Consider the following 22,605-nt stretch of genomic DNA (forward strand, 5'->3'; position numbering starts at 1 on the left):
ATTCTCCGACCGCTGGCTGAAGACGAAATATTCCTTTTATTATATCGGATCTAGATAAGCTCATGATGCTAGGAACGGATTTATTTTTTCTTCTGTCTTCGAGATCGAGCTCAGTAATTCTTTAAGTGTTTTCCTATGGTTCGCATTGGTTAGTACGGAAAGGGGTGTGTTTTGAAGTTGTTTGTCCGCTTCTTGTAACGCTCTAAAGAATCGGTCAACTGTAGATGTTTCGTCGTCTCGATTTTGTTCGAGTTCCGCTAGAATCGCTCGATTGTACGACTTCTCCAAGTCTGTTCCGCTTCTGAATTCCATCCAGTCTTTGGAAGATTTGTGGATCAAATAGGAGATATTTCTAAGATCATCTCGCTTGGAAATGCGTCTTCTTTGCCACGCATCTGTCACCTCAGATTTCGTCGGCTCCTTGTCGATGCCGTCTGTTTCTTCCTCATCCTTGTTGACTGGATAGAACCACGACATGAACTCATTCAGGTTAGCAGAGTCGTTGAAGCGCTTTGCATCATCGTCCCATTGTAACCATTCCTTGAGAGCAATGCTGCTTCGTCCAAACAATTCCTGGAAAAACGGATAAACTCGTTCGTCAATATACCGACCAAACTCGGTTTCTTCCTTTGCTTGCTGGAATGCGTAGTACCCTCGGACCCATTGTGCCGCGCCAAATGCAGATAACCCGAAACTTTTCCCAACATGGGTGAAGCTAAGGCCCTGAGCCTCCATCTGTTCAACAAGGAGTTTTGCCTTGTTGAAAGCTGGCCATTCTGAAATTCCAGAAATATGTCGAAGACCTTGGAAAATCCAAGATGCGTTCACGCCATCTTGTGCACCTTCGTAAAGGAGGCACGGAATAATCTTCAGTGTCTCCATGATAGCATTCGGTAGCTTGCTGCCGTCTTCTGCGTGGCCGTTTATCTGCTTGGCGGCACAAATTCTTCGATTTCCTTCCAGCACCATGTACTGATCTTGGCTGAGACGCCGCACTACTACACGATCAATCGGAAGGTATCCGTTGTGCTCCATAACTGACTTAAGCTTGTCAACGTCATGGTTTTCGACCAAACGGCTGGCAGTTGCATCCTGAACCTCAGTGGTGACGGCGTCATTGTCGGGTATAAAAATCCAGTCACTTCCCACAAAACGCGGGTTGTTTGGGTCCAAAAAAAGCTGTTGCAGCGGCACTTCGATGGGCGTCAGGTCTACGGAAAGCGGGGTGTGCATTTGAATTGTCTCAGAACCAATGGGCTTATTTTGATCTGATGATATAGATGGTTGGTCGTCAAGACATGGAATGCTACCTAAAGAAGAATTTTGAATCGGGAGGCTTTTCGTTCCCTGTCGTACAGAGACTGTTCTTGGTAGTGACAGCTCGGGATGTAATAGCCTCCACCCTTGCCAACCTCCCCACATCCCTTGAATACTCCCCCGCAAGCCCGGAACCCCGCGTGATTCCCGGCTCTGGGGACACATATCCATGAATCTCTTCCGGTCGCCGGGGCGCACTCTGGCGAATATCGTGCTGTTCAATCTCACGGTCGTGGTGATCGCGACCTTCGCCTATATGTGGGCGGGGTGGGATTTCGGCGATGCGTTCTACATGGTGCTGCTCACCGTCTACACGGTCGGCTATGGCGAAGTGCATCCGATCGACACGACCTATCTCCATCTGGTGACCGTGTTTCTAATGATCTTCGGCTGCACGGGGATGATCCTTCTCACCGGTGCACTCATTCAGTTTCTCACCATCACGCAGATCCGGCAAATCCTGGGGAGCAATCGCATGCAATCCGAAATCGACAAGCTGAAGGACCATGTCATCGTCGTCGGCTTCGGGCGCATCGGCTATATGCTGGCGCGGGAGCTCAAGGCGGCGGGGCGCAAGTTCGTCGTGCTGGAAATGAGCGAGGCGCGGGCCTCCGAGATCCGCGAGAACGGCTATCTCTGTCTCGTCGGCGACGGCACGCATGAGGAGGTGCTGAAACATGCCGGGATAGACCGGGCGCATACGCTGGCCTGCGTGCTGCCGAACGATGCGGCCAATGTCTTCATCACGCTCTCGGCCCGCGCGCTCAATCCGAAGATCGAGATCATCGCGCGCGGCGAGGTGCCGTCCACCGAGAACAAGTTGAAGCAGGCCGGCGCCGACAAGGTCGTGCTGCCGGCGCATATCGGGGCGGAGCGGATTGCCGAACTGATCCTCTATCCGGAAGCCGCGCGGCGGCTGCGAACCAGTTCGCAGATGCAGGAGCTGGAGCACTCCCTGCGGGGGCTGGGGCTGGAAATGGATGTCGTCATCGTGCCGGCCGAGGGGCCGCTGACGGGGCTTTCCATCGCCGAGATCGAGGCGACGGCGCATGGCGGCTTCTTCATCGTGCAGGTCAACCGGCAGAGCGGCGAGACGATTGCGTCACCCGATCCTGCGCTGGTCGTCGCCAGTGGGGACGGGATCGTGATCGTGGGGCGCAGCGTGACGGCGGCGCGGGCCTTGTTCGAGTAAGGGAAAGTTCGTCTATCGATTTCGATAACCTTGGCAGATTAAATCTACGTAAGATTCGAGCCGCGCCGTAATCGTGTCGGCATGGATGGGTAAATCTGCGAAATTGACGATGCGAAAATGCTCAATCGAACGGTGTAGATCCCACGTTGCAGTCGTGTTTACCATGGAGGTTTCCGCATGGCGCTTGCAGATGACATGGCAGTGACGGCGCAAAGGCGCTTCGGCTTCGGCCCGGCGCCCGATGGCTGGCGAAAGGTCGGTCCGGATGCGCGAGAAGCGGTTCTTGCGCAGCTTGATGGTTATAAATTTTCTGACGGATCGGGATTGCTTGCTTCGACCGACATCCTCCAGCAATTGCGTGAACGGCAACGGGAGGTGCGGGATGCGCGCATGGCGGTCGCCAGTCCTGCCGCCCCCGCCAACGGGGTATCGGCGAACGGCGCGCCTGTCAGCGGGACTGCAGCAAATGTCGCTCCGGCCCATGCGGCGGCTGGCGCGGCCAAGGCTCCGGATGGGGCCGCGATGGCGGGCTCCGTGACCATGGTCAAGGCGCCGGACGCGGCTGCGGCCGCCACCGCCGAGAACAAGGAAATATTCAAGCAGAAGAACGAGTTCGTCCGCATCCAGTTCGATAATGAGGCCGCCTATCGCCAGCAGATGGCCGTAACGTCCGAGCGGCCGCTGATCGAGCGGCTGACGGATTTCTGGGCGGGGCATTTCTGCATTTCCTGCTCCAAGGGCGAAGATGTGCGGGTCATTGCCGGTGCCTATGAGCGTGAGGCGATCCGGCCTCATGTCACCGGCCGGTTTCGCGATATGCTGGGCGCGATCATGCATCACCCGGCCATGCTTTACTATCTCGACAATCAGGTTTCCTTCGGGCCGAATTCCAAGGCCGGTCAGAAACAGAAGAAGGGGTTGAACGAAAACCTCGGCCGCGAGCTTCTGGAGCTGCATACGGTCGGCGTGAAGGCCGGATACAATCAGACCGATGTGACCAACGCGGCACGTATCATCACCGGCTGGGGCATTGCGGGGGACAAGGATCCGACGCCCGGGGCGTTCAAGTTCGACGCTAACCGGCACGAGCCCGGCGCCTTTACGGTGATGGGAACGCCCTTTTCCGAGGGCGGTGAGGCTCAGGGCGAAGCGCTGCTCGACATGCTGGCCGCGCATCCGGCGACCGCGCAACATATCGCCGACAAGCTGGTGCGCCATTTCGTCGGCGACAAGGCCTCGCCGACGCTGGTTCAGACGGTCGCCAAGCGCTTCCACGAAACGGATGGCGATCTGCGCGAGACTTTCATGACGCTGGTCAAAGCGCCGGAGGCCTGGAGCCTGGCGCCCGCCAAAGTCATCTCTCCCTATGACATGGCGATCTGCTGCGAGCGCGTTCTCGCGCTGAATACCGATCCGAAAAAGGTGGTCAACTTTGCCCGGGTGCTGGGGCAGCCACTCTGGACGCCGCGCTCTCCCAACGGCTTCCCTGATACCGACATGGCCTGGGCCGCGCCCAATGCGCTGGTCAAGCGCTTTGACTATGCGCTTCAGCTCGCCGGACAGCCGAAGAACCCGCCTGAGCCGATGGAGCTCGCCAATGCGCTCTTCGGTCCTGCGCTGAAGCCCGACATGCAGACGGCGATCAAACGGGCCGCAAGCCGCCGCGAGGCGCTGGCCATGATTGTCATGTCCCCCGAAATTCAGGTGAGGTAACACCATGTTCGAATTTCTGCATCCGACCCGCCGTGGCTTCCTGCTGACCGCCAGCGCCTTCACCGCCTGGTCCTTCGCACCACAATTTGCCAGCGCCGCGCCGGGGCGCGATCCGCGCTTCCTGATGGTCGTGCTGCGCGGCGGCATGGACGGGCTTGCAGTCATCGAGCCGGCCTTCGATCCGGATTTCGAGCGCGCCCGGGCCGGCTTGATTCTGGGTGCTGACGGGAGTCCGGCAGGCCTTCCCATCGTCGGCGGCTTTGTGATGAACCCGAAACTTGCCGCGCTGCATGACATGTTTGCCCAGGGGCAGGCGCTGGCGATCCATGCCGTGGCGACCCCCTATCGCGACCGCTCGCATTTCGACGGGCAGGACGTTCTGGAAAGCGGGATGCCGGGTACAGGTGCCGTGAGCACCGGCTGGCTCAATCGCGCCATGTCGCAGTTGGGCAAGGCGGGCAGCGTGAAAACCGGAGGCCTGGCGATCGGTCCGACGGTGCCGCTGATCATGCGCGGGCCCGCCTCGACGCTGACCTGGGCAGCCGGTGGCGTCAAGCCGGCACCGGAGGATGCACGGGCCCGACTTTTGAACTTCTACAAGTCGGCAGACCCGACGCTCGCCAACGCCTTCGGTCGCGGCCTCGATCTCGAACGTATTGCCGTTGCCAATGCCGGGATGAATGCGGCCATGGGACAGCCCGGTGCCGCCCATCCGGAGGCGAATTCGAATTTCGTCAAGGGCATGGAAATGGTCGCAAAGCTCTTCACCGACCCCAATGGCCCGCGCATCGGCGCGATCGATCTCGATGGCTGGGACACGCATGCGACCGAGCGGCCCGAAGGTGACAATCTCGGCAAGGCGCTGGCGGAACTTGATGCGGGTCTGGCGGCGCTGAAAGTTTCGCTCGGGCCGGCCTGGGACGAGACTGTCGTGGTCGTGGCCACCGAATTCGGCCGCACCGTGCGAATGAACGGCACGGAAGGCACCGACCACGGCACAGCCACGGTGGCGTTCCTGGCCGGCGGTGCGGTCAAGGGTGGCCGCGTGCTCGCCGATTGGCCCGGTCTCGCGGACAAGGCACTGTTCCAGCAACGCGATCTTGCGCCGACGACGGACCTGCGGGCTGTGCTGAAGGGCGCGTTGCGCGATCATCTCGGGATCGAGGAAGCGGCGCTTGGGAGGGATGTGTTCCCGGACAGCGGCGCTATCAAGCCCTTGGATGGGTTGTTGAAGGTGGGGTGAGGGGCGCGATTGAAACCTTCCGCGCTGATTTATCGATTAACCTCCGCAAATCCAAGCAGCCTCTCCGTGAAATCCGCAATTGCCATCGTGTCATCCAGATCGAACACCGGCAGATCCGTATCGTCCACCGCATGATCTGCCGCAATAGCCACGATATGCGGATCTTCCGGAGCCAGCGGAACGCGGCTCTTGGCCTCCAGTCGCCGCGCCTCGATCTTTGGGACCGGTTCGCGCTTGTAGCCTTCGATCACGACAATATCGCAGGGGGCAAGGCGGGACAGCACCTCCTCGAAGGCGGGTTCGGGATTGCCGCGCAGCTCGCGCATGATGGCGTAGCGGGTGCCGGAGACAATGGTGACTTCATGCGCGCCGGCTTGCCGGTGGCGGAAGCTGTCGGCGCCGACCTTGTCGATGTCGAAGTCGTGGTGAGCATGCTTGATGGTCGAGACGCGGTAGCCGCGGGCGATCAGCTCCTCGACGAGGCGGACCGTCAGTCCCGTCTTGCCGGAATTCTTCCAGCCGGAAATGCCCAGAATTTTCGGGGAGTGTCCAAGGCCCATCAGGTCTCTGGCGCGCTCGAAATCGCGCGGGCGGTTGACGTTGAAGAAGCTGTGGGGGGGCTCATCCACGAAATCGATGAGGCGGACCTGACATGTTGCGGCGAAGGCGCGGATGGCGCGGCTCTCGCCGGTCTCCAGCCAGTGACGCAGGCGGGCGGCGAGCGCCACAGGCCAAAGTGCGAAAGCCGGTTCGGGATCGCCGCAATAGGCGGCCATGGCGATGGTCTCGGGGTCAACAATGGCGCTGGCAAGGCGGGCGACCAGCGTTTCCGGGAAGAAAGGTGCGTCGGCGGGGACGGTGGCAAGGTGTGTTGCAGTCGGCAGGCTTGAGGCGAGATGGTCCAGGCCGGCAAGGATGCCTGCGAGCGGGCCCTGCTGCCCTTCCAGCGCGTCGGGCAGGAGGTCGAAGCCAAGGCTGTCGAGCGCCGTATTGGACGTATTGATGAAGACACGGGGCACCTGGTTTGCGAGGCGCGCCGCAACGATCTGTGCCAAAGGTTTGCCGGCTAAGCGTTTGACCGTTTTGTCCTCGCCCATGCGGGTGGAGCGGCCGCCTGCCAGGACCAGACCAGGAAATTTCTGGAGAGTTTCTTCGCTCATGGTTTGCTCATCAATGCGGCGCGCGCGGTAGCGACTGGGCTGGCATGTCGGTCCGGCGGCGGTTCTCGCGGCAGAATGTATAGATGCCAGAGGCGACGACAATCGCGCAGCCGATCATCATGAACATGTCCGGCAGGTCGCCAAAGACCGTGAAGCTTAGCGCCAGCGCCCAGATCATGTAGGTGTAGCGGAAGGGCGCGATGAAGGAGATTTCGCCCGTGCGCATCGCCGTAATTAGGGCCAGATAGCCGACCATCAGACAGATGGCAGCGAGCGCGAGAATGCTCACGTCGATGAGTGGCGGGGTTTGCCAGCCACCCAGTGGGGTGATGAAGAGGCCGGCACCTGCGGTGACAGCAAAGGAGGTCAGGAGCGTGACATAGACCGTGGGAATCCCCTGCGGCAGGCGCTTGGTCGCGATGTCGCGCGCGGCGGCGGCGAAGACGCAGGCGAGCGCCAGGAGGGAGGCCAGCGAGAAGCCATCCGGGCCGGGCTTGATGATGAGCAACACGCCGAGGAAGCCGGCGATGATCGCGCCCCAGCGCCGCCAGCCGACTGGCTCTCCCAGAAAGATCGCGGCGCCCAGCGTGACGGCGAGCGGCAGGAATTGCAGGATCGCGCCGGCATTGGCGAGCGGGAGTTGTCCCAGCGCATAGATATAGGTGAAGGTGGCCGTGACCTCCGCCAGTACGCGCAGCGCCAGCATCGGGTGAAGCGCGGTTTTCAGCGGCCTGAGCGCCCCCATATGCAGCGCCAGCAGAAAGATCAGGCAGGTGGATATCGTGCCGCGGATCAGGATGATCTCGCCGGTCGCCAGCGTCTTTGTCGCCGTCTTGACCAGCATGTCGTTGAAGCCGAAGCCTGCCATGGCCGCGGTCATGTAGAGCGCGCCTTTTATATTGTCCGACAAGGGCATTTCCGGCGTGCTTTCCGCGCTCGAGATTCGTGTTGCTTGATCAGCTTGGCTTATTTCTTTTTCATCGGCGGGAAAAGCTGGAAACTCTTGTCTTGCAGCTTTTGGGATGGGTTATCCAGATTGGCCTCATAGATCGGATCGATCTCGTAACGCGTCAGCACGAACTGGCCATCGCGCAACTGCCAGTCGCCCGCCGACCACGCGTCGCCAATCCCGCGCCATTTGGCGAATTCGGAGATTGTCTGTGTCTTCTCGTCGAAGGAGGCGTTGGTCAGGAAAAAGCTGGCTGCGTATCCGGTAACGGTCGGATCGCGCTTCAGCTTCGTTTCGGTTTCGTCGCCGGACACATAGGCGATATCGAAGGTGGGTGAGGCGAAGGAGATGAGGGAAAGCTTGTTTTCGGTGTCCTTCAGGACATAGAGGAAGGCCGTGTTGTAGGCGCCGGAATAGCAATAGATTTCGTAGAGTGTCGCCTTATGCTCGACCGGCGGGTCGCCATACTTGTCTTTCCAGGTGAGTGGGTAGGCGCTATCCTCGTCCTTTTTGGCATTGTCGGCGGTGCGCTCGTCGCATTGACCAGGAACGGCAGCGAAGGCAAAGCTCGTGGCCGCAACGATGCCCGGGTCCTCCGCCTTGGCGGGCTCAGCCGGCTTGTCTTCAGCGAAGGCGGTTGCGGTTACCGTTGCAAGAAGGATTGCGGCAAGGGTTGAAGAAAGCGTCTGCACGTTCAAATTTCTTCCTTCTTTGCCATCGTGTCGGACATGATCACCCGCCGGTGACGCTCATGTGACGCGCCACGGCGGGGCGTTTATGATCGCGGTCGATGATGAAATCGTGGCCCTTCGGCTTGCGGCGGATTGCCTCGTCTATCGCCGCGGAAAGAACCTCCGGATCGTCGCTTTCGCGAAGCACCGCACGGAGATCCGCCGCATCGTTCTGGCCGAGGCACATGTAGAGCGTACCGGTGCAGGTCAGGCGCACGCGATTGCAGCTCTCACAGAAATTATGCGTCATCGGCGTGATGAAGCCGAGCCTGCCGCCGGTCTCCTTCACCTCGACATAGCGGGCCGGACCGCCGGTGCGGAAAGGAATGTCGCTCAGCGTGAAGCGTTCGGCCAGGTCGGCGCGCACCTTGGAGAGCGGCAGATATTGATCGGTGCGGTCTTCCTCAATCTCGCCCATCGGCATGGTCTCGATCAGCGTCATGTCCATGCCGCGACCATGCGCCCATTCGATCATGCCCGGGATTTCCTTCTCGTTGAAATCCTTGAGCGCGACCGCGTTCAGCTTGACCTTGATGCCGGCCTTTTGAGCTGCCTCGATACCTGCCAGCACCTTGCCGAGATCGCCGAGCCGGGTGATCTCGCGGAACTTCGCCGTGTCGAGCGTATCGACGGAGACATTGATGCGGCGGATGCCGGCTTCGGCCAGTTCCGGCGCAAAGCGCTCCAGATTGGAGCCGTTGGTGGTCAGTGTCAGCTCCTCCAGTTCCCCGGAATGGACCTTCTTTCCGAGCTCGCGGATCAGGTACATGATGTTCTTGCGCACCAGCGGCTCGCCGCCGGTGAGGCGAAGCTTCTTCACGCCCTTGGCGATGAAGGCCGAACAGAGCCGGTCCAGTTCTTCCAGCGTCAGCAGATCGCGCTTCGGCAGGAAGGTCATGTGTTCTGCCATGCAATAGGTGCAGCGGAAGTCGCAGCGGTCGGTCACGGAAACGCGCAGGTATGAGACCATACGCCCGAAAGGGTCGATCATGGGCGGGCGCGCGGTCGTGTCGGCTGTCACCGGATTGTGCTGGTTCAACGTCTTACTCCTCCGCCCCCAATGTGACGACGGGAATGCTTCGGGTCAAGTCGTTCCGACGGAATGGAAACGGTGCTTTGCGCCGCTCCCTCTGTCTATTATATGGGGCGGACCACGCGCCAATCAAATCTTTGAAAGCAGAGCCATGACAAGCCGTCCAACCGCCATCAAGGTCTCCAAGGATCGCCGCACCATGACGGTGACATTCGATGACGGAAAGGTGTTTCCGCTTGCCGCCGAGATGCTGCGCGTCCTGTCTCCATCAGCGGAAGTTCAGGGCCATGGACCGGGCCAGAAGGTGACCGTACCGGGCAAGCGCCAAGTCGAGATCATCAGCGTGCAGCCATCCGGGAACTACGCGGTCCGCATCGGTTTCGACGACATGCATGACAGCGGGATCTATACCTGGACCTATCTTCGCCAGCTGGGCGAGGAGGGGGATGCGCTGTTTGCGGATTATCTGGCGGATCTCACGGTCAAAGGGATGGAACGCGGCTAGTTCGTTCGCAATAAGGCCGGTGCGGGAGGTGCTTTGGGCGCTTGCGCTATCCGAAAAAAAGGTGCTGCTTTCAAGAAGAGCAATCAACGATTTATAGCCGCTTGATGCGTGGAGAATCTTAACGAAACTTTAATTTGACTGCCCGCTTCCAGCGTGGAACCGTTTTCCGTCATTAACGGTTTTTGGCGTCTGGTCATGAGTAAGGTCGAGCTTATCAATCGTCGAACCTGGAAAAATCCGCTGGAGCGGCGGTACTATCGCGCCATTCACGGGTATATCGATCAGGGCGAGGAAAAGGCCTTCGATCTGGCGCTGGCGGCAGCCTCGGGCGCGCGTGTTCTGGATATCGGGGTGGGGGCGGGCCGGACGGCAGAGCTTCTCGCGCCGCGCTCGCGCAGCTATGTCGGGATCGACTACACGCGGGAAATGATTGATCTGTCGCACCGGCTGCTGCCCGAGCTTCGCTTTGAAGTCATGGATGCGCGTAATCTTGCCGCGTTCGAGGATGCATCATTCGATCTTGTCGTCTTCAGCTATAACGGGATCGATTCCGTGGAGGGCGAGGGCCGTCTTCAAGTTCTGAACGAGGTCGCCCGTGTTCTGAGGCCGGGAGGCTGTTTTGTCTTCTCGACCTTTAATCGCGGCTGGAACGGCTTTGGCACGTCGCGGTTCAGCCCGAGGGTGACATGGACGGCCGATCCTGTGCGTCTGGCGTATCGCTTGACCATGCGGTCAATGGGATGGTTCCGTCAGCATTGGTATCGCCGCTACGAAATTCAGGGTGAGCACAATGTCATTCTGCACCATGCGCATCATTTCGGGATCATGGTCTATGCGACGACGCCGGCACAGTTGCGCAGGCAATTGACGCATGCGGGCTTCGAGGCTCGTTTTGACCTGTTCTCACCTCAGGGGGAAATGCTGGATTTCGGTGGCGAGACTTGCGACGTGGAGTATTTCCACGTCCTCGCCGTGCGGGGTCACGATCAGGAGAGCGAGAACCGGCACTCGTCGGCTCCGCGAAAGCTCGACTTGTTGTCGAGTGCCGATCCTATTTGACCGCGCTGACCGAGGCCTGATCCATCTTGCGGCCGAGCGTCATGCCGATGACGGGCACGAGGCTGTCGTTGACGCGAACGGAGATGGTGACGTTCAGTGTGTTCTTGTCCTTGAGACGGGCGATCATGGCGCCGTTCAGGTTCTTGCGGTTGATGCCGACGATGACGCGGTTGCCGACAACGGCGCCCGAAACGATGTCGAGACCCTTGCCGTCAGAACCGTCTAGGAAACTGCCCTTGTAGCTTTCGCCGCTGCGTTCGATCGTGGCAGACATCGGCTGCGCGAATACGCCGACGCGGCAGGAGCCATCAAGCTTCAGACCTGCGCCGGTCGACTTCGACTCGCCTTTGAGGTCGCATGTGAATTTCGTGCCCTTGTACTTGCCGGCGACGATTTCGCCCGGCCCCTGCCAGATGCCGGCGGTGCTGTCGAAAAATTCGCGGTCGCCGGCATGAGCTGCGAGCGGCGAAACAGCAGCAAGCGCGAAAACGGCTGCAGCGATGGAAAGCTTGGCGGACATCGGACTTCCTTCAACGGGGATAGGCACCGGAACTGTCTCGGAGTCTCGCGCGGATTGGTTAATGGACTATGAAAAACAGATGTCCAGGGACCGTTTCCCTCACGCTGTCCACATCCCCGCGAACAACAAAACGAAGCACTCGAAACACTTCCTGATCAGAGGCGGTAACCGAAATTTTTGCGCTTGTCCAACGTCACCGAGGGGTTTTCGACGCGTCTTTCAGGACATTCAGAAAGTCTGTGACCTTTGGGCGACGGATTTCCGCGAAATCCATCGGACGGCACAGATCCATAGCCGCAATGCCGATGCGCGCGGTCATCAATCCATTGGCCACGCCTTCGCCGAGACGGGCGGAAACCTTCGACGCGAGGCCATGACCGAGCACCTGCTGGATCGCGTCATCGCCGACCGCAATTGCGCCCGTCACCGCAAGGTGAGCCACGGTTTCGCGCAGCAAACGGATCAGGCCGAAGAAACCGGGCCGGCCACCATAGAGAAAGGCCAGCATGCGGATGAGGCGCGCGGCCTCGAAAAGCACGTAACCGATATCGACCAAGGCGCGTGGACTCACCGCAGTGACCACGGAAACGCGGCGGGCGGCATTGGCAATCATGCGGCGCGCTTCCTCATCCAGGGGGGAGAGAAGTTCGCTTTCCGCGAGCGCCATCATGCCGGGATTGTCGATGATCTCGCGGGCGTGATCCTCCAGCGCCTTGCGGCCGCGCGCGGTTTCCGGGCGATGCGAAAGATGAGCGGAGAGCGCCTTGACCGTCTTGGCGGCATCGTCGCGGCTCTTCGATCGGGCGGCGTCGCGCGCTTCCTGCTTCAGCGTCTGGATGTTGGTCAGGCTTTTCAGGCCGTAGAGTTCGCGGGCCACAAAGCCGATGGCAGACAGGACAAGAACGGCGACTGCGGCCAGCGCCACATAGCCGAGCCAGTCCTCGCGCCCAAAGAGATCCTTCACGATGCTGTCGATCCAGAGGCCCATGCCCATGGACACAAGCACACCGAGCGCTCCGGAGAAGATCTTGAAGAAGGGGAAGCGGCGGGCGGGTTTCAGCGTGCCGGTTTCGGCAATCCGCCGTTCCGCGTCGATGCCTTCGGCCTCGAAGATGTCCTCTTCCAACGGCGTTTCCACCACGCCGTTGTCGAACCATGCGGGGCGGCGCGTAGCCGTTTCCACTTTCGTTTCCGGCGCTTCGGAGAAGTTCATGGGTTTGCGCGGGGCGTCGCTCATGCCAGCCGGTCTCCGATCAAAAATTCGATGGCGCGGTCGAGCCGTATATGCGGCAAAGTCAGTTCCAGCCCTGCTGCCGAGCCGAGTTCAGGCGGGCGGAAGCGGACTGCGGTGAAATCGCCGGGTTTCAGGAGGCTGGCGTGGCCGGCACTGTCGAACAGCGTTTCGGGGTCTTTCGGCAGGTCGCCGGGGAAAACAGCGGTGCGGCGCTTGCCGTCGAAGCGTTCTCCGTCGATGATTTCTCCGTCGATCGGTGTGCCGCTGATGACAGGCAGGTCTTCGCCGCCATGTTTGACGGTGGCCTCGCGGGTGGCGCGAACGGAGGCAAGCGCCACCGTCTCGATGCCGGCGCCCGACATGCCGATGCGGGTGAGTGCACCGGAGACGAGACGGCGGGTGAGGAGTTCCAACCGGTCGTGGCTTTCGTGATGCAGATGGTCGGCCTTGGTCGCGGCGATCAGCACCTTGTCGATGCGGCGCGTCAGGATCGAGGAGAGCAGGTTGCCCTTGCCGGCGCGGAAGCATGAAAGCACGTCGCCCAGCGCATGTTCCAGATCTTTCAGCGCCTCCGGCCCGCGATTGACGGCCTGCAGCGTGTCCACCAGCACGATCTGGCGGTCCAGCCGGGCGAAGTGATCGCGGAAGAAGGGGCGCACCACGATCGCCTTGTAGGCTTCGAAACGGCGCTCCATCATGGCCTGATAGGAGCCCTTCGGCGCAGGGCCGTCAATGAGGCGGATGAGGGGTGCAAAGGTTAGTGCCGGCGAGCCTTCAAGGTCGCCGGGCATGAGAAAGCGGCCGGGTGGCAGCATGGAGAGCGAGCGTTCGTCCGACTTGCAGGCTTTGAGATAGGCCGCATAGGCCTGCGCCATGTCGCGCACCACCAACTCGTCAGCAGACGAGTCCGGATCGATGCGCTCGGCGAGCGCCAGCCATTCCCGCGCCAGCGGGCCGCGGATGTCAGAGCGGGAGAGCGTCTGCGCGTTCTTCGAGAATTCCGAATAGTCCTGGCCCAGAAGAGGCAGGTCAAGCAGCCATTCGCCCGGATAATCGACGATATCGATATTCAGCGTGCCGGGTCGGAAGAAGCGGTTCCAGCCGCTGGCGCTTTCGTAATGGACCGTCAGCCGCAGCTCGGAGATCGAGCGGGTACTATCCGGCCAGATACGTTTTTCCACCATGTCGCGGACATGGTCTTCGTACTGAAAGCGCGGCACGGCATCGTCGGGCTGCGGATCGAGATGGACGGAGGAGACGCGGCCCTGATGCAGGGCGCGTACCAGTGGGAGCCGGCCGCCATGGACGAGATTATGGACGAGCGCGGTGATGAACACCGTCTTCCCGGAGCGGGACAGACCGGTAACGCCGAGGCGCAGCGATGGATTGACGAGACCCTTGCCGAGATCGGCGAGGTTCTCCGCCGCAATCAGCACGTCATCCGTCAGCGATGTCAGGGAAGGGGTCATGCAGGCTCGCGGGTCGGCGGGATCATGACGAAGATATAGGTTAGGCATCCCGCCGGTTCAATCGAGGCGGCCTTGACGCCTCCTGCTCAGGACGGTTGCCTTGCGCCTGCGCAGATGGGGTCCAGGACTGGCGCGCTGTTTGTTACGACCCGGTTTCGATGCGCCGATGGAGCCATTGACCAATCCATTCCGCCTCGATCATCTGGCCCTTTTCGTTGCGATGGAGCCCATCGATGCGCGTCTCGTCCGGCGCGAGCGCATCCATGAAGGCCTTCCTCTCGGCGGGAGAGAACGTGTTTTCAGGCCAAAGAGCGAGCACCTGTGTGTCGATTTCCTTCATGGCGTCCATCTGGTCCGGCGTTTCAGGATAGCCGGCCGATTGCGGCACCTGGGGCAGGATCAGAAAGTCCCGCGTCGTCAGCGTGGCCACCGCTTCCTTCAGGTCTGCAACGTATTGGACAGGGTCCTCCCCGTCGTTGCGCCGATCATAAATGACGGTGGGCAGACCGCGGTGAATGTGGTCGGCCAGCATCTTGTCGCGCAGGGCGCGGATGCTCTGGCCACCGACGCCGTCGTTGAAGACGGCGCGTTCGGGCGTGAACGACTTTCCGACGATCACCCACCAGCGCTTTGAATCCCAGCTCGGACGCAGGTTCCAGATTTTCGCCATGCCGCTGCGCGAGGCCAGTGCGGTGCTATCGCCGCGAACGGCGAGGGATGGCTGATCGCAGCCAGTGAGACAAAGTGCCAGCAATATGCTCGTAACGACATAGGAAATACGCATGCGGACTCCTTTTGGTTGAGGGATTCCGCATAGCTATCCAAAATTGTATATGATGTTCAATCTTAGATTATTTCAAAGAAAATATTCATTTTAAGGTTGCGTTTAGTTGTGGCCTTAGTCCCGTTGGGTGTCGGCCCTGAAGATCTCACTGCAGGGCCTCAATCTTCCGGCGCCGGACCAACATAGCGGGCGCGGGGCCGGATCAGGCCGCCTTCTGCGTTCTGTTCCAATGCATGCGCGATCCAGCCGACCGAGCGGCCGACGGCGAAGAGGGCAAGCGCGCTGCCACGCGGGAGGCCCAGCGCGCGCCGCAGCGATACGAGAGCAAAGTCGATATTGGGCCGCTTGCCGGCCGTGTCTTCCATGACCGCGATGAGATCGTCGCGGCTGGCGTCGCGAGGCAGCAGCGGCATGAGGGCCGCGGCGCGTGGATCGCCTTCCGGATAAAGGGGATGCGAGAAGCCTGGCACGCCGTCGCCGCGCCGCAGCCGCGTTTCGACCGCAGCGGCGGCACCCCCGGCCTGACGGACATCGTCGAACAGAAGTTCGACAAGGCTGGTTGTGCCGCCATGCATGGGCCCGCTCAGGGCCGAGAGGCCGGCATTGAGGCAAGCGCCCAGCGAGGCGCCGGTGGAAGCCACGACGCGGACGGCGAAGGCGGAAGCGTTGAGTTCGTGGTCGGCAAGCAGAATGAGCGCGCGGCGGATGAGATCGCCGCCGAAATCGCCGCATTCCCATTCGCGCGCGAGATGCTTGTGGACAGGCGCACCGTCTGCGGAGCTGCAGCTTGCCGCCCCTGCCATGGCCCGGATAAGAGTGGCGGCGCCAGGCCAGAGTGCGCGTGCGCTTCGCTGCCACGCGGTCGTTCTGCCTGCGGCGACCAGCGGCAGCAGCGACTGACACCGTTCGGTCAAAGGCAGCGGCCGCGTGAGGTTGGTCACATAAGGGTCGAAGCGTTCGGGTATGTTGGCGGGATCGGCAAAGGGATCGGTCGCGCCGCAATCCCAGAGCAGGCGGGCGGTGTCTTCGAGCGTCGAGTTTTCGGCAAGGCGAGCGGCATCATGGCCGCGATAATAAAGCCGGCCTTCATCAATCAGCGAGATGGAGGAGGCAAGAACCGGCAGGCCCCAGTCCAGCGTCGTCTCGGCCACGGCGCGGGGGCGCCGGCCGATGGTCTTGCGCTTGTTGAGTTCGTCAATGTCGTAGGCGCTGTAAAGCCGTCGGCGCGGATCGCCATCAGAACCGGATGTATGGATCTGACCGCGACTCACATAGGCATAGAGCGTGGCGCGGCTGACACCGAGAAGCTCGGCAGCGGTTTCAGCATCGACATATTGATCGTGAGCAGCCATGGAATACACATTGATTGGTTGAATCAAGATTGACTATATATCCTTCGCTGACAGGATCGTGACGGTCAACACGAAATCTGTCGCGAGGTTAATAGTCATGAATATCTCCTTGAAATCAAAAGAGTCTCTGGTGGGTGACGTTGTGTCTCCCGGGCTGGAGGGCGTTGTGGTCGCGGAGACGGTGCTGTCGCATGTCGATGGGGCAGCGGGACGCCTGGTTCTGCGCGGGCATGAACTGGATCAGCTGGCCGGCTGGTCCTTCGAGGCGGTTCTGGCGCTACTCTGGCGCGATCTTGCTCCCGAAAATCTCGATGAAGCACGGCTCCGGATGCGGCTCGGCGCAGCGCGCGAGGTGGCTTTTGATCGAATGAAGGCGGCCCTGCCGGCGCTTGAGGGCCTTTCCGAAGTCGAGGCCTTGCGTCTGCTTCTGTCGCTTCTGCCGGATGCTGAAGCGGAAAGTCACCGCCTGGTGGCTGTGGCGGCGACGCCTGTCTTTGCGGCGGCAATCGCGCGGCGCGGGCGCGGACTTGAGCCGGTCGCGCCGGATGCCTCGCTGGGGCTTGCGGCGGATTTCCTGCGCATGCTGCATGGCTCGGAGCAGCCGGCTGACAAGGTCGCGGCACTGGAGACCTATCTCGTCACGGTGGCTGATCATGGGCTCAATGCCTCGACCTTTGCCGCCCGTGTCATCGCCTCGACGCAGGCCGGCCTGTTCTCCTCCGTCATCGGCGGACTTTGCGCCTTGAAAGGGCCTCTTCACGGTGGTGCGCCGGGGCCCGTTCTCGACATGCTGGATTCCATTGGTGGCGAGGATAATATTCGTCCCTGGCTGGTGGCCGCGCTGGATCGCGGCGAGCGGCTTATGGGCTTCGGGCATCGGATTTACCGGGTGCGTGATCCGCGCGCAGATGCGCTGAAGCGGGCGGTCGCAGGCCTCAAGGATACGGGCGGCCGCATTGCCTTTGCCGAGAAGGTCGAGGCCGAGGCGCTTGCGCTGCTGGCCGAGCGCAAGCCGCAGAAGCCTCTGCAGACCAATGTCGAGTTCTACACGGCGCTTGTTCTGGAAGCGGTCGGCTTTCCGCGCAGAAGTTTCACCAATGTCTTTGCCTGCGGCCGCATGGCCGGCTGGACCGCGCATGTGCTCGAGCAGGACAAGGTGGCGCGGCTCATTCGTCCACAATCACGCTATGTCGGACCCGCTCCAGTCTGAGACAAAAGCGGGCGAGGCTAAGAGGCTTGAGGCACGGGCTTTAGGCTCAATAAGCGGGCGCTCGTCAGGGCGTGAGCAGTGTCTCTAGCCGCCAGGGCTCGTCGCCGCTGCGGGTGAAGGCGGCAAGGCCTGCCGTTGGAAAGCCGGCCGGGATATGGCTGCTTGCCACCCGCGCGCCGGCAAGACGGTTGAAGGCTTCCTCGATCATCGGATTGTGTCCGACGATCATGACGCTGCTGCCGCTCGCCACGGCTTGGCATATCGCCATATAGTGATCCGGGCCGGCGCTGTAGAGGTCAGGATCGAGCGACACGTCAGGCGCGTGCTCCATGGCCGCCATGAAGGCGGCGGCCGTCTGCTTGCAGCGTTCGGCGGTGGAGCAGACCAGCAGGGTGGGGCTCAGGTCCATGCCGGCGGCGGCGCGCCCGATGCGCTCGGCTTCCGCCCTGCCTATTGTGTCCAGTTGCCGGTCGAAATCGCGCTCCCCGGGCTTCGGCCACGCGCTTTGCGCGTGTCTGAGAAGAAAGAGGCGGCTGACCGTTGGAAGAGTTGTCTGCATGAACCTGTTGCCTGGACCGCCTTGCGCCGGAACGTATGGAAGATGAGCGAAGCCGCCCGGATGAGATAGTCGCCGCGGGGTCCCGGCTGCGTCTTTCAACGGACCGCGGCGCGTGAGACGAAATCTAGGGGGCCGCCCGAGGACGGTCAAGTTGGCCCTACGGTTAAGATGACAGCAGCCGTCAAGATGTGAGCACAGATGCGTGATCGAAGAGGTGTGCGCGCAGTGCAGACACGAATCTGTTCATCAAATTGTCACACCTATTCAAAAGCTTGACGATTTTTTAGGCGATCTGATTTTATCCTGTTCAACCGTTGAAAGGCGGCATTCCTTGCTTGAACTGTGACCCCAATGTGGCTATACACCCGCTGAAAGTGATGTTCTCCAGGAGAATCGCGTTGAGTGAGACTATCGAACTTAGCAAGTACGTCCTTTCTGAAGACGAGGAGTTCATGAACCCCAATCAGCAGGCTTATTTCCGAGCCAAGCTGATCAACTGGAAGAATGAAATTCTCCGCGAAGCGCGCGAGACGCTCGATCACCTCGCAGAAGAAAGCGCAAATCATCCCGATCTCGCCGATCGTGCCTCCTCCGAAACCGACCGTGCCATCGAGTTGCGCGCTCGCGATCGCCAGCGCAAGTTGATTTCCAAGATCGACGCTGCTCTGCTTCGGATCGAAGACGGCACCTATGGTTACTGCGAGGAAACGGGCGAACCGATCGGGCTGAAGCGCCTGGACGCGAGGCCGATCGCCACGCTGTCGATCGAGGCGCAGGAGCGTCACGAGCGTCGCGAGAAGGTCTATCGCGACGAGTGATCGTTCTGGTCGCAGGAATTGACGAGATTGCTTGCAGGCAGGGCCTGCGGCAGGATTACGCCTCGCGCGGATCTCGATCCGGAGCGGGGCGCATTTGTTGAAGGATACAGGTTTCCCATGCCCAAGCTGACAATCATCGCGTTCGACGGAACGCCTTTCGAAATTGATGCGCAGTCCGGTTCGACGGTCATGGAAAATGCCGTTCGCAACTCGGTGCCGGGCATTGAGGCCGAATGCGGCGGCGCCTGTGCCTGTGCCACCTGTCATGTCTATGTCGACGAGGCGTGGTCCGAGAAGGTTGGTTCGCCCGAGCCGATGGAAGAGGACATGCTTGATTTCGCCTTCGATGTGCGCCCCACATCGCGGCTTTCCTGTCAGATCAAGATGTCGGATGCTTTTGACGGCCTCGTCGTACGCGTGCCTGAAAAGCAGGCCTGACCTCAGGCGCTACTTTGCACACTCCGCGCTCACGTCACGTTCTCAGGCATGGTCGACGAAGAGGCTACTCCGACCGTTCATTGAATGGGATAAAAAAAGCCTCGCTTGCGGATACCGTCAAGCGAGGCCAGGCGGGCGCGCCAGGGGCGAGGGAGGATGCGCCCTGTCGTCTGTAGGACGCGCGCCAGGAGAAGGTTGAATGTCCCGGATCCGACGCCGCCTTTTCCCCTCGCGGCCGTCAGATCGAATGTGTAAATGCGATATCCCGCAAACCGTCCTAGGGAGTGATCAAGCTCCCTCAAACTCTGACGCAAGTCTGACGCGCGGCCTCAACCAAACTGAAACACGACGGCTCATCCGTCTCAAAATCAGGCGCCTCAGCGCCGGTCCGTCTTCTCTGGCGCTGGCTCGGTGGCCGCGCGGACGTTGGATAGAGATCAATGTAACTCAGGAGTTACGTCTTTGCCACTGTAACTTTTGCAGGGTGATTGCCTGTTGGCAGAGTCTGCTTCGCGCAAGTTTCGTCAGTGCGGCAGAGAATTGCGACTATGGATCGTCGCGCCTGTCATGAAGCAGACCAAGACCGAGGCAAGCTGACCAGCTGACCGGAGGCGCATCCAGATTTATACAGTTTAGAGGTTTCGCTTGTGCAGTCCGGCCGAGGCGCCGGCGGGAATCTGCAAAGGGGCAGAATTCGCGTTCAGCTGGCTGGCTGGCGTCCGGTTCACTTTGCGGCGCTGGCCTGCATCTGCGCCTGACGTTCCTTGATGAGGCGCATGATACGGGCTTCGAAATTGGCCATCTCGACGCGATCGAAGCGCTGCTGGTCTTCGTCGTGCAGGGCAATCTGCTCATCGGTCGTTCGTGTGACCAGAGCCTGCATTTCCTCGCAGGTTTTCTGGGGAGGCAGCGATTTCAGCGCCTGTTCCATCTGGCGCGCATGCTGGGTGGCGATTTCGGCGTGGCGCTCCTCGTGGCGATGGATGTCCCCGGCCAGTGAATCCCACAGAACGGCAAGACCCAGCGGCGCGCCGGCGCGGTTCTTCCAGTTGGGAAGTATGAGCCGTAGGTTCAGGTTCACGCGCGCGGCCGCGACCGAGCAGCGCCCCTTCGTTTCGCTATACTTGATATCGCCGGAGAACTTGATCTGGGCGGCACCCGGGTGGCGCGCCATGCCGCCGACCTTCGGGCCATTGCGCATCAGGGCATTGTCGAGTTCGGAGGCTGTCCTGCCGCTGACGCTGAAATAGACGGTGGATTTGCGGATGCTTGGATCGGCTTTGGCAAGCGAGGCCAGCGCGACAAGACCGCACAGGACGGTTCCAAGAAAGGCCAAGACGCGCCAAGACGCCCACACCGACACAAAGTTCATGCGCGCAAGCTCCCGTTTCGAAAGTTCCCGTTCATTGTCTTTGGGCCGAGCTTGATGCATAGCGAGGTTGAGAGCAATAAAAAAAGCAATAGAGGTCGCGATTCCGCCTCAGGTGTTGCGAAAGTATTAAGGGCGGAGATCAGGGATGCAGGACCGAGCCTTTTTCGAACCGCGTGAATGGTCGCTGGCGCATGGGCGCTCTCTGGTTTTGGGGCCGCGCGGTCTGATCATGGCAATCGTCAATGTCACGCCGGATTCGTTTTCCGATGGCGGGCGTTTCGAGACCGGAGAGGCGGCGGTCGCGCAAGCGCTGCGCCTGGCTGAAGCGGGCGCGCATATCCTCGATATCGGCGGCGAATCGACGCGACCGGGAGCGGCCGCGGTGGATGGCGCGGAAGAGCGGAGCCGGATCCTGCCGGTCATCGAGGCGCTTGTCCAACGGTTTGGCGGCGCGGGGCCGGTCATCTCGGTCGATACCTACCGGGCCGAAACGGCTGAGGCTGCGCTGAACGCCGGCGCGCATATTGTCAACGATGTCTGGGGGCTAACGCGCGAGCCCGAGATTGCGTCCGTCGCCGCGCGGCATGGCGCAGGCGTCTGCATCATGCATACGGGGCGGGGACGGGCGGTTCTGTCCGATGCGATCGAGGATCAGCTGGCGTTTTTCGCCCGCTCGCTCGAGATTGCGGATGCGGCGGGCATTGCGCGTGGGAGCATCGTGCTTGATCCGGGCTTCGGCTTTGCCAAGGAGACGGCGGCGATCAATATCGAGTTGATGCGGCGGTTTGGTGCGTTGCATGGTCTGGGGCTGCCGCTTCTGGCAGGCACCTCGCGCAAGCGCTTTCTTGGTGACATTACCGGGCAGACGGTGGCGGCGGAGCGGGATGTGGCGACGGCGGCCACCAGTGCGATCCTGCGGCTTGCCGGCGCCAGCGTGTTCAGGGTGCATGATGTCGCAAGCAGCAGGGATGCGCTTGCCGTGGCGGATGCTATGATTGCGTCTTGAATTGGGGGCGGCGATCTGCAACGCACGATCCACCACGCGCCGAAAGGGATGAACCGGTGAAGCACTATACGATCTACATGAAGAACTGCGCGTTCTTCGCCCGTCACGGTTTCTTCGACGAGGAGGCCTTTCTCGGACAGCGCTTCTTTGTCGACGCCCGGCTGGATGTCGAGGCGGACGCGCCACTTCAGGACGACAAGCTGGACGGCACCGTCGATTACGGCGTGGCCTTCAAGGTGATCGAATCGGTCGTGCTGGGGCAGCGGCGCTATCTCATCGAGGCGCTGGCGGCCGACATTGCCACCGGGCTGACGGAGAAGTTTCCCCACATCAAGCGCGCCGAGATCACGGTGCGCAAGCCGAATGCGCCGGTCCCGGGCGTGCTCGACTATGTCGAAGTGACGGTGACGCATGTCCCCTGAGCCTGGTGTTCGGCGGGCCAATCTCGGGCTTGGCGGAAACATCGGAGATCCTGCGGCCAATATGGCGGCGGCGCTCAGGATGATCGACGCCCGCGCGGATTGCCGCGTCGTCACCGTCTCGCGGCTTTACCGGACGCCCCCCTGGGGCAAGACGGATCAGGACTGGTTCTTCAACGCCTGCGCGCTGATCGAGACGAGCCTGTCGCCGGAAGCGCTTCTCGATCTCTGTCTCGGTCTCGAGAAGGAGATGAACCGTGTGCGTATCGAGCGCTGGGGGCCACGCACACTCGATATCGATATTCTGACCTATGAAGGTGTGACGAGCGACGCAGAGCGGCTGCTGCTGCCGCATCCCCGAATTGTCGAGCGCGCCTTCGTGCTGCAGCCGCTTTGCGATTATGCGCCGGATACGGTGATCGCAAAGCAAAACGCCCGCGACCTTCTGACAAAGGTTGACGCGGGCGGTATTGAGCCGGTCTCGAAAGACGGCAACTGGTGGCAGGCTCTGGCCTGACCGAC

Annotated in this window: 23 protein-coding genes and 1 pseudogene; 11 read left to right on the forward strand and 13 right to left on the reverse strand. The window is 61.1% G+C overall.

Going from position 1 to position 22,605, the window contains the following annotated elements; genetic code table 11:
• Nucleotides 1–60: 60 nt before the first annotated feature.
• The gene (locus tag LQK83_RS02985) at nt 61–1,233 is read right to left on the reverse strand and encodes a hypothetical protein (RefSeq protein WP_230835791.1); all 1,173 of its coding nucleotides are present in this window, start codon (nt 1,231–1,233) and stop codon (nt 61–63) included.
• Between the two features lie 253 nt (nt 1,234–1,486).
• Between LQK83_RS02985 and LQK83_RS02990 the strand changes: the two genes are divergently transcribed.
• The 3 genes from LQK83_RS02990 (at nt 1,487) to LQK83_RS03000 (ending at nt 5,465) form a co-directional block, all read left to right on the forward strand.
• Complete coding sequence (locus LQK83_RS02990; protein ID WP_230835792.1) at nt 1,487–2,509, forward strand: potassium channel family protein; 1,023 nt, start codon at nt 1,487–1,489, stop codon at nt 2,507–2,509.
• Between the two features lie 177 nt (nt 2,510–2,686).
• A complete protein-coding gene (locus LQK83_RS02995) occupies nt 2,687–4,222 on the forward strand; it encodes a DUF1800 domain-containing protein (RefSeq protein ID WP_230835793.1) in 1,536 nt (511 codons plus the stop codon).
• A 4-nt stretch (nt 4,223–4,226) separates the two neighbouring features.
• A complete protein-coding gene (locus LQK83_RS03000; RefSeq protein ID WP_230835794.1) occupies nt 4,227–5,465 on the forward strand; it encodes a DUF1501 domain-containing protein in 1,239 nt (412 codons plus the stop codon).
• A gap of 29 nt (nt 5,466–5,494) precedes the next feature.
• Here the strand turns inward: LQK83_RS03000 and mobB are convergent, their stop codons facing one another.
• The 5 genes and pseudogenes from mobB to moaA all read right to left on the reverse strand — a co-directional run bounded on the left by mobB (nt 5,495) and on the right by moaA (nt 9,296).
• A complete protein-coding gene (gene mobB / locus LQK83_RS03005) occupies nt 5,495–6,025 on the reverse strand; it encodes a molybdopterin-guanine dinucleotide biosynthesis protein B (protein WP_230836274.1) in 531 nt (176 codons plus the stop codon).
• A 30-nt stretch (nt 6,026–6,055) separates the two neighbouring features.
• Nucleotides 6,056–6,625 (reverse strand): annotated as a pseudogene (gene mobA, locus LQK83_RS03010) (molybdenum cofactor guanylyltransferase MobA); the annotation flags it as partial.
• A gap of 10 nt (nt 6,626–6,635) precedes the next feature.
• A complete protein-coding gene (locus LQK83_RS03015; protein ID WP_230835795.1) occupies nt 6,636–7,541 on the reverse strand; it encodes a DMT family transporter in 906 nt (301 codons plus the stop codon).
• A gap of 50 nt (nt 7,542–7,591) precedes the next feature.
• Nucleotides 7,592–8,266 (reverse strand): DUF1176 domain-containing protein, encoded by a 675-nt coding sequence (locus LQK83_RS03020; RefSeq protein ID WP_230835796.1) that lies wholly within the window; start codon nt 8,264–8,266, stop codon nt 7,592–7,594.
• Nucleotides 8,267–8,306: 40 nt separating this feature from the next.
• Nucleotides 8,307–9,296 (reverse strand): GTP 3',8-cyclase MoaA, encoded by a 990-nt coding sequence (gene moaA, locus LQK83_RS03025; protein ID WP_230836276.1) that lies wholly within the window; start codon nt 9,294–9,296, stop codon nt 8,307–8,309.
• Between the two features lie 193 nt (nt 9,297–9,489).
• On the opposite strand from moaA, the gene LQK83_RS03030 reads away from it, so the two are divergent.
• Both LQK83_RS03030 and LQK83_RS03035 read left to right on the forward strand, forming a co-directional pair.
• Nucleotides 9,490–9,843, forward strand: coding sequence for a gamma-butyrobetaine hydroxylase-like domain-containing protein (locus tag LQK83_RS03030; protein WP_230835797.1), 354 nt, complete (start codon nt 9,490–9,492; stop codon nt 9,841–9,843).
• 195 nt (nt 9,844–10,038) lie between these two features.
• Complete coding sequence (locus LQK83_RS03035; RefSeq protein WP_230835798.1) at nt 10,039–10,902, forward strand: class I SAM-dependent methyltransferase; 864 nt, start codon at nt 10,039–10,041, stop codon at nt 10,900–10,902.
• On the opposite strand, the gene LQK83_RS03040 is transcribed toward LQK83_RS03035, so the two are convergent.
• From LQK83_RS03040 to LQK83_RS03060, 5 genes are all read right to left on the reverse strand, one after another.
• Nucleotides 10,895–11,422, reverse strand: a complete 528-nt coding sequence (locus tag LQK83_RS03040; RefSeq protein WP_230835799.1) for a hypothetical protein — start codon at nt 11,420–11,422, stop codon at nt 10,895–10,897. The genes LQK83_RS03035 and LQK83_RS03040 overlap by 8 nt on opposite strands.
• Nucleotides 11,423–11,615: 193 nt before the next feature.
• Nucleotides 11,616–12,659, reverse strand: a complete 1,044-nt coding sequence (locus tag LQK83_RS03045; RefSeq protein WP_230835800.1) for a YcjF family protein — start codon at nt 12,657–12,659, stop codon at nt 11,616–11,618.
• Entirely contained in the window at nt 12,656–14,125 is a 1,470-nt protein-coding gene (locus LQK83_RS03050; protein WP_230835801.1) for a YcjX family protein, read from the reverse strand. The genes LQK83_RS03045 and LQK83_RS03050 overlap by 4 nt, the downstream gene beginning before the upstream one ends.
• Nucleotides 14,126–14,267: 142 nt before the next feature.
• Nucleotides 14,268–14,909 (reverse strand): hypothetical protein, encoded by a 642-nt coding sequence (locus LQK83_RS03055; RefSeq protein WP_230835802.1) that lies wholly within the window; start codon nt 14,907–14,909, stop codon nt 14,268–14,270.
• A 158-nt stretch (nt 14,910–15,067) separates the two neighbouring features.
• Complete coding sequence (locus LQK83_RS03060; protein WP_230835803.1) at nt 15,068–16,261, reverse strand: citrate synthase family protein; 1,194 nt, start codon at nt 16,259–16,261, stop codon at nt 15,068–15,070.
• A 142-nt stretch (nt 16,262–16,403) separates the two neighbouring features.
• On the opposite strand from LQK83_RS03060, the gene LQK83_RS03065 reads away from it, so the two are divergent.
• Entirely contained in the window at nt 16,404–17,471 is a 1,068-nt protein-coding gene (locus tag LQK83_RS03065) for a citrate synthase/methylcitrate synthase (RefSeq protein WP_230836278.1), read from the forward strand.
• 64 nt (nt 17,472–17,535) lie between these two features.
• Here the strand turns inward: LQK83_RS03065 and LQK83_RS03070 are convergent, their stop codons facing one another.
• On the reverse strand, nt 17,536–18,030 hold the full coding sequence (locus LQK83_RS03070; RefSeq protein WP_230835804.1) for a SixA phosphatase family protein: 495 nt from the start codon (nt 18,028–18,030) through the stop codon (nt 17,536–17,538).
• Between the two features lie 398 nt (nt 18,031–18,428).
• Here LQK83_RS03070 and dksA point away from each other — a divergent pair, with 398 nt between their 5' ends.
• Both dksA and LQK83_RS03080 read left to right on the forward strand, forming a co-directional pair.
• A complete protein-coding gene (gene dksA / locus LQK83_RS03075) occupies nt 18,429–18,848 on the forward strand; it encodes an RNA polymerase-binding protein DksA (protein ID WP_230835805.1) in 420 nt (139 codons plus the stop codon).
• Nucleotides 18,849–18,965: 117 nt separating this feature from the next.
• Entirely contained in the window at nt 18,966–19,286 is a 321-nt protein-coding gene (locus tag LQK83_RS03080; RefSeq protein WP_109857464.1) for a 2Fe-2S iron-sulfur cluster-binding protein, read from the forward strand.
• Between the two features lie 724 nt (nt 19,287–20,010).
• Here LQK83_RS03080 and LQK83_RS03085 read toward each other — a convergent pair.
• Nucleotides 20,011–20,658 (reverse strand): DUF922 domain-containing Zn-dependent protease, encoded by a 648-nt coding sequence (locus LQK83_RS03085; RefSeq protein ID WP_230835806.1) that lies wholly within the window; start codon nt 20,656–20,658, stop codon nt 20,011–20,013.
• Nucleotides 20,659–20,803: 145 nt separating this feature from the next.
• Here LQK83_RS03085 and folP point away from each other — a divergent pair, with 145 nt between their 5' ends.
• From folP to folK, 3 genes are all read left to right on the forward strand, one after another.
• Nucleotides 20,804–21,664 carry a dihydropteroate synthase gene (folP, locus tag LQK83_RS03090; RefSeq protein WP_230835807.1) on the forward strand — a complete coding sequence of 287 codons (861 nt, stop codon included), beginning with the start codon at nt 20,804–20,806 and terminating at the stop codon, nt 21,662–21,664.
• Nucleotides 21,665–21,741: 77 nt separating this feature from the next.
• Entirely contained in the window at nt 21,742–22,086 is a 345-nt protein-coding gene (gene folB / locus LQK83_RS03095) for a dihydroneopterin aldolase (RefSeq protein WP_269065259.1), read from the forward strand.
• The gene (gene folK / locus LQK83_RS03100) at nt 22,076–22,600 is read left to right on the forward strand and encodes a 2-amino-4-hydroxy-6-hydroxymethyldihydropteridine diphosphokinase (RefSeq protein WP_230835809.1); all 525 of its coding nucleotides are present in this window, start codon (nt 22,076–22,078) and stop codon (nt 22,598–22,600) included. Before folB ends, folK begins: the two co-directional genes overlap by 11 nt.
• Nucleotides 22,601–22,605: the final 5 nt, after the last annotated feature.

The sequence above is a fragment of the Rhizobium sp. C1 genome, assembly GCF_021026335.1.
Classification (GTDB): Bacteria; Pseudomonadota; Alphaproteobacteria; order Rhizobiales; family Rhizobiaceae; genus Ensifer_A.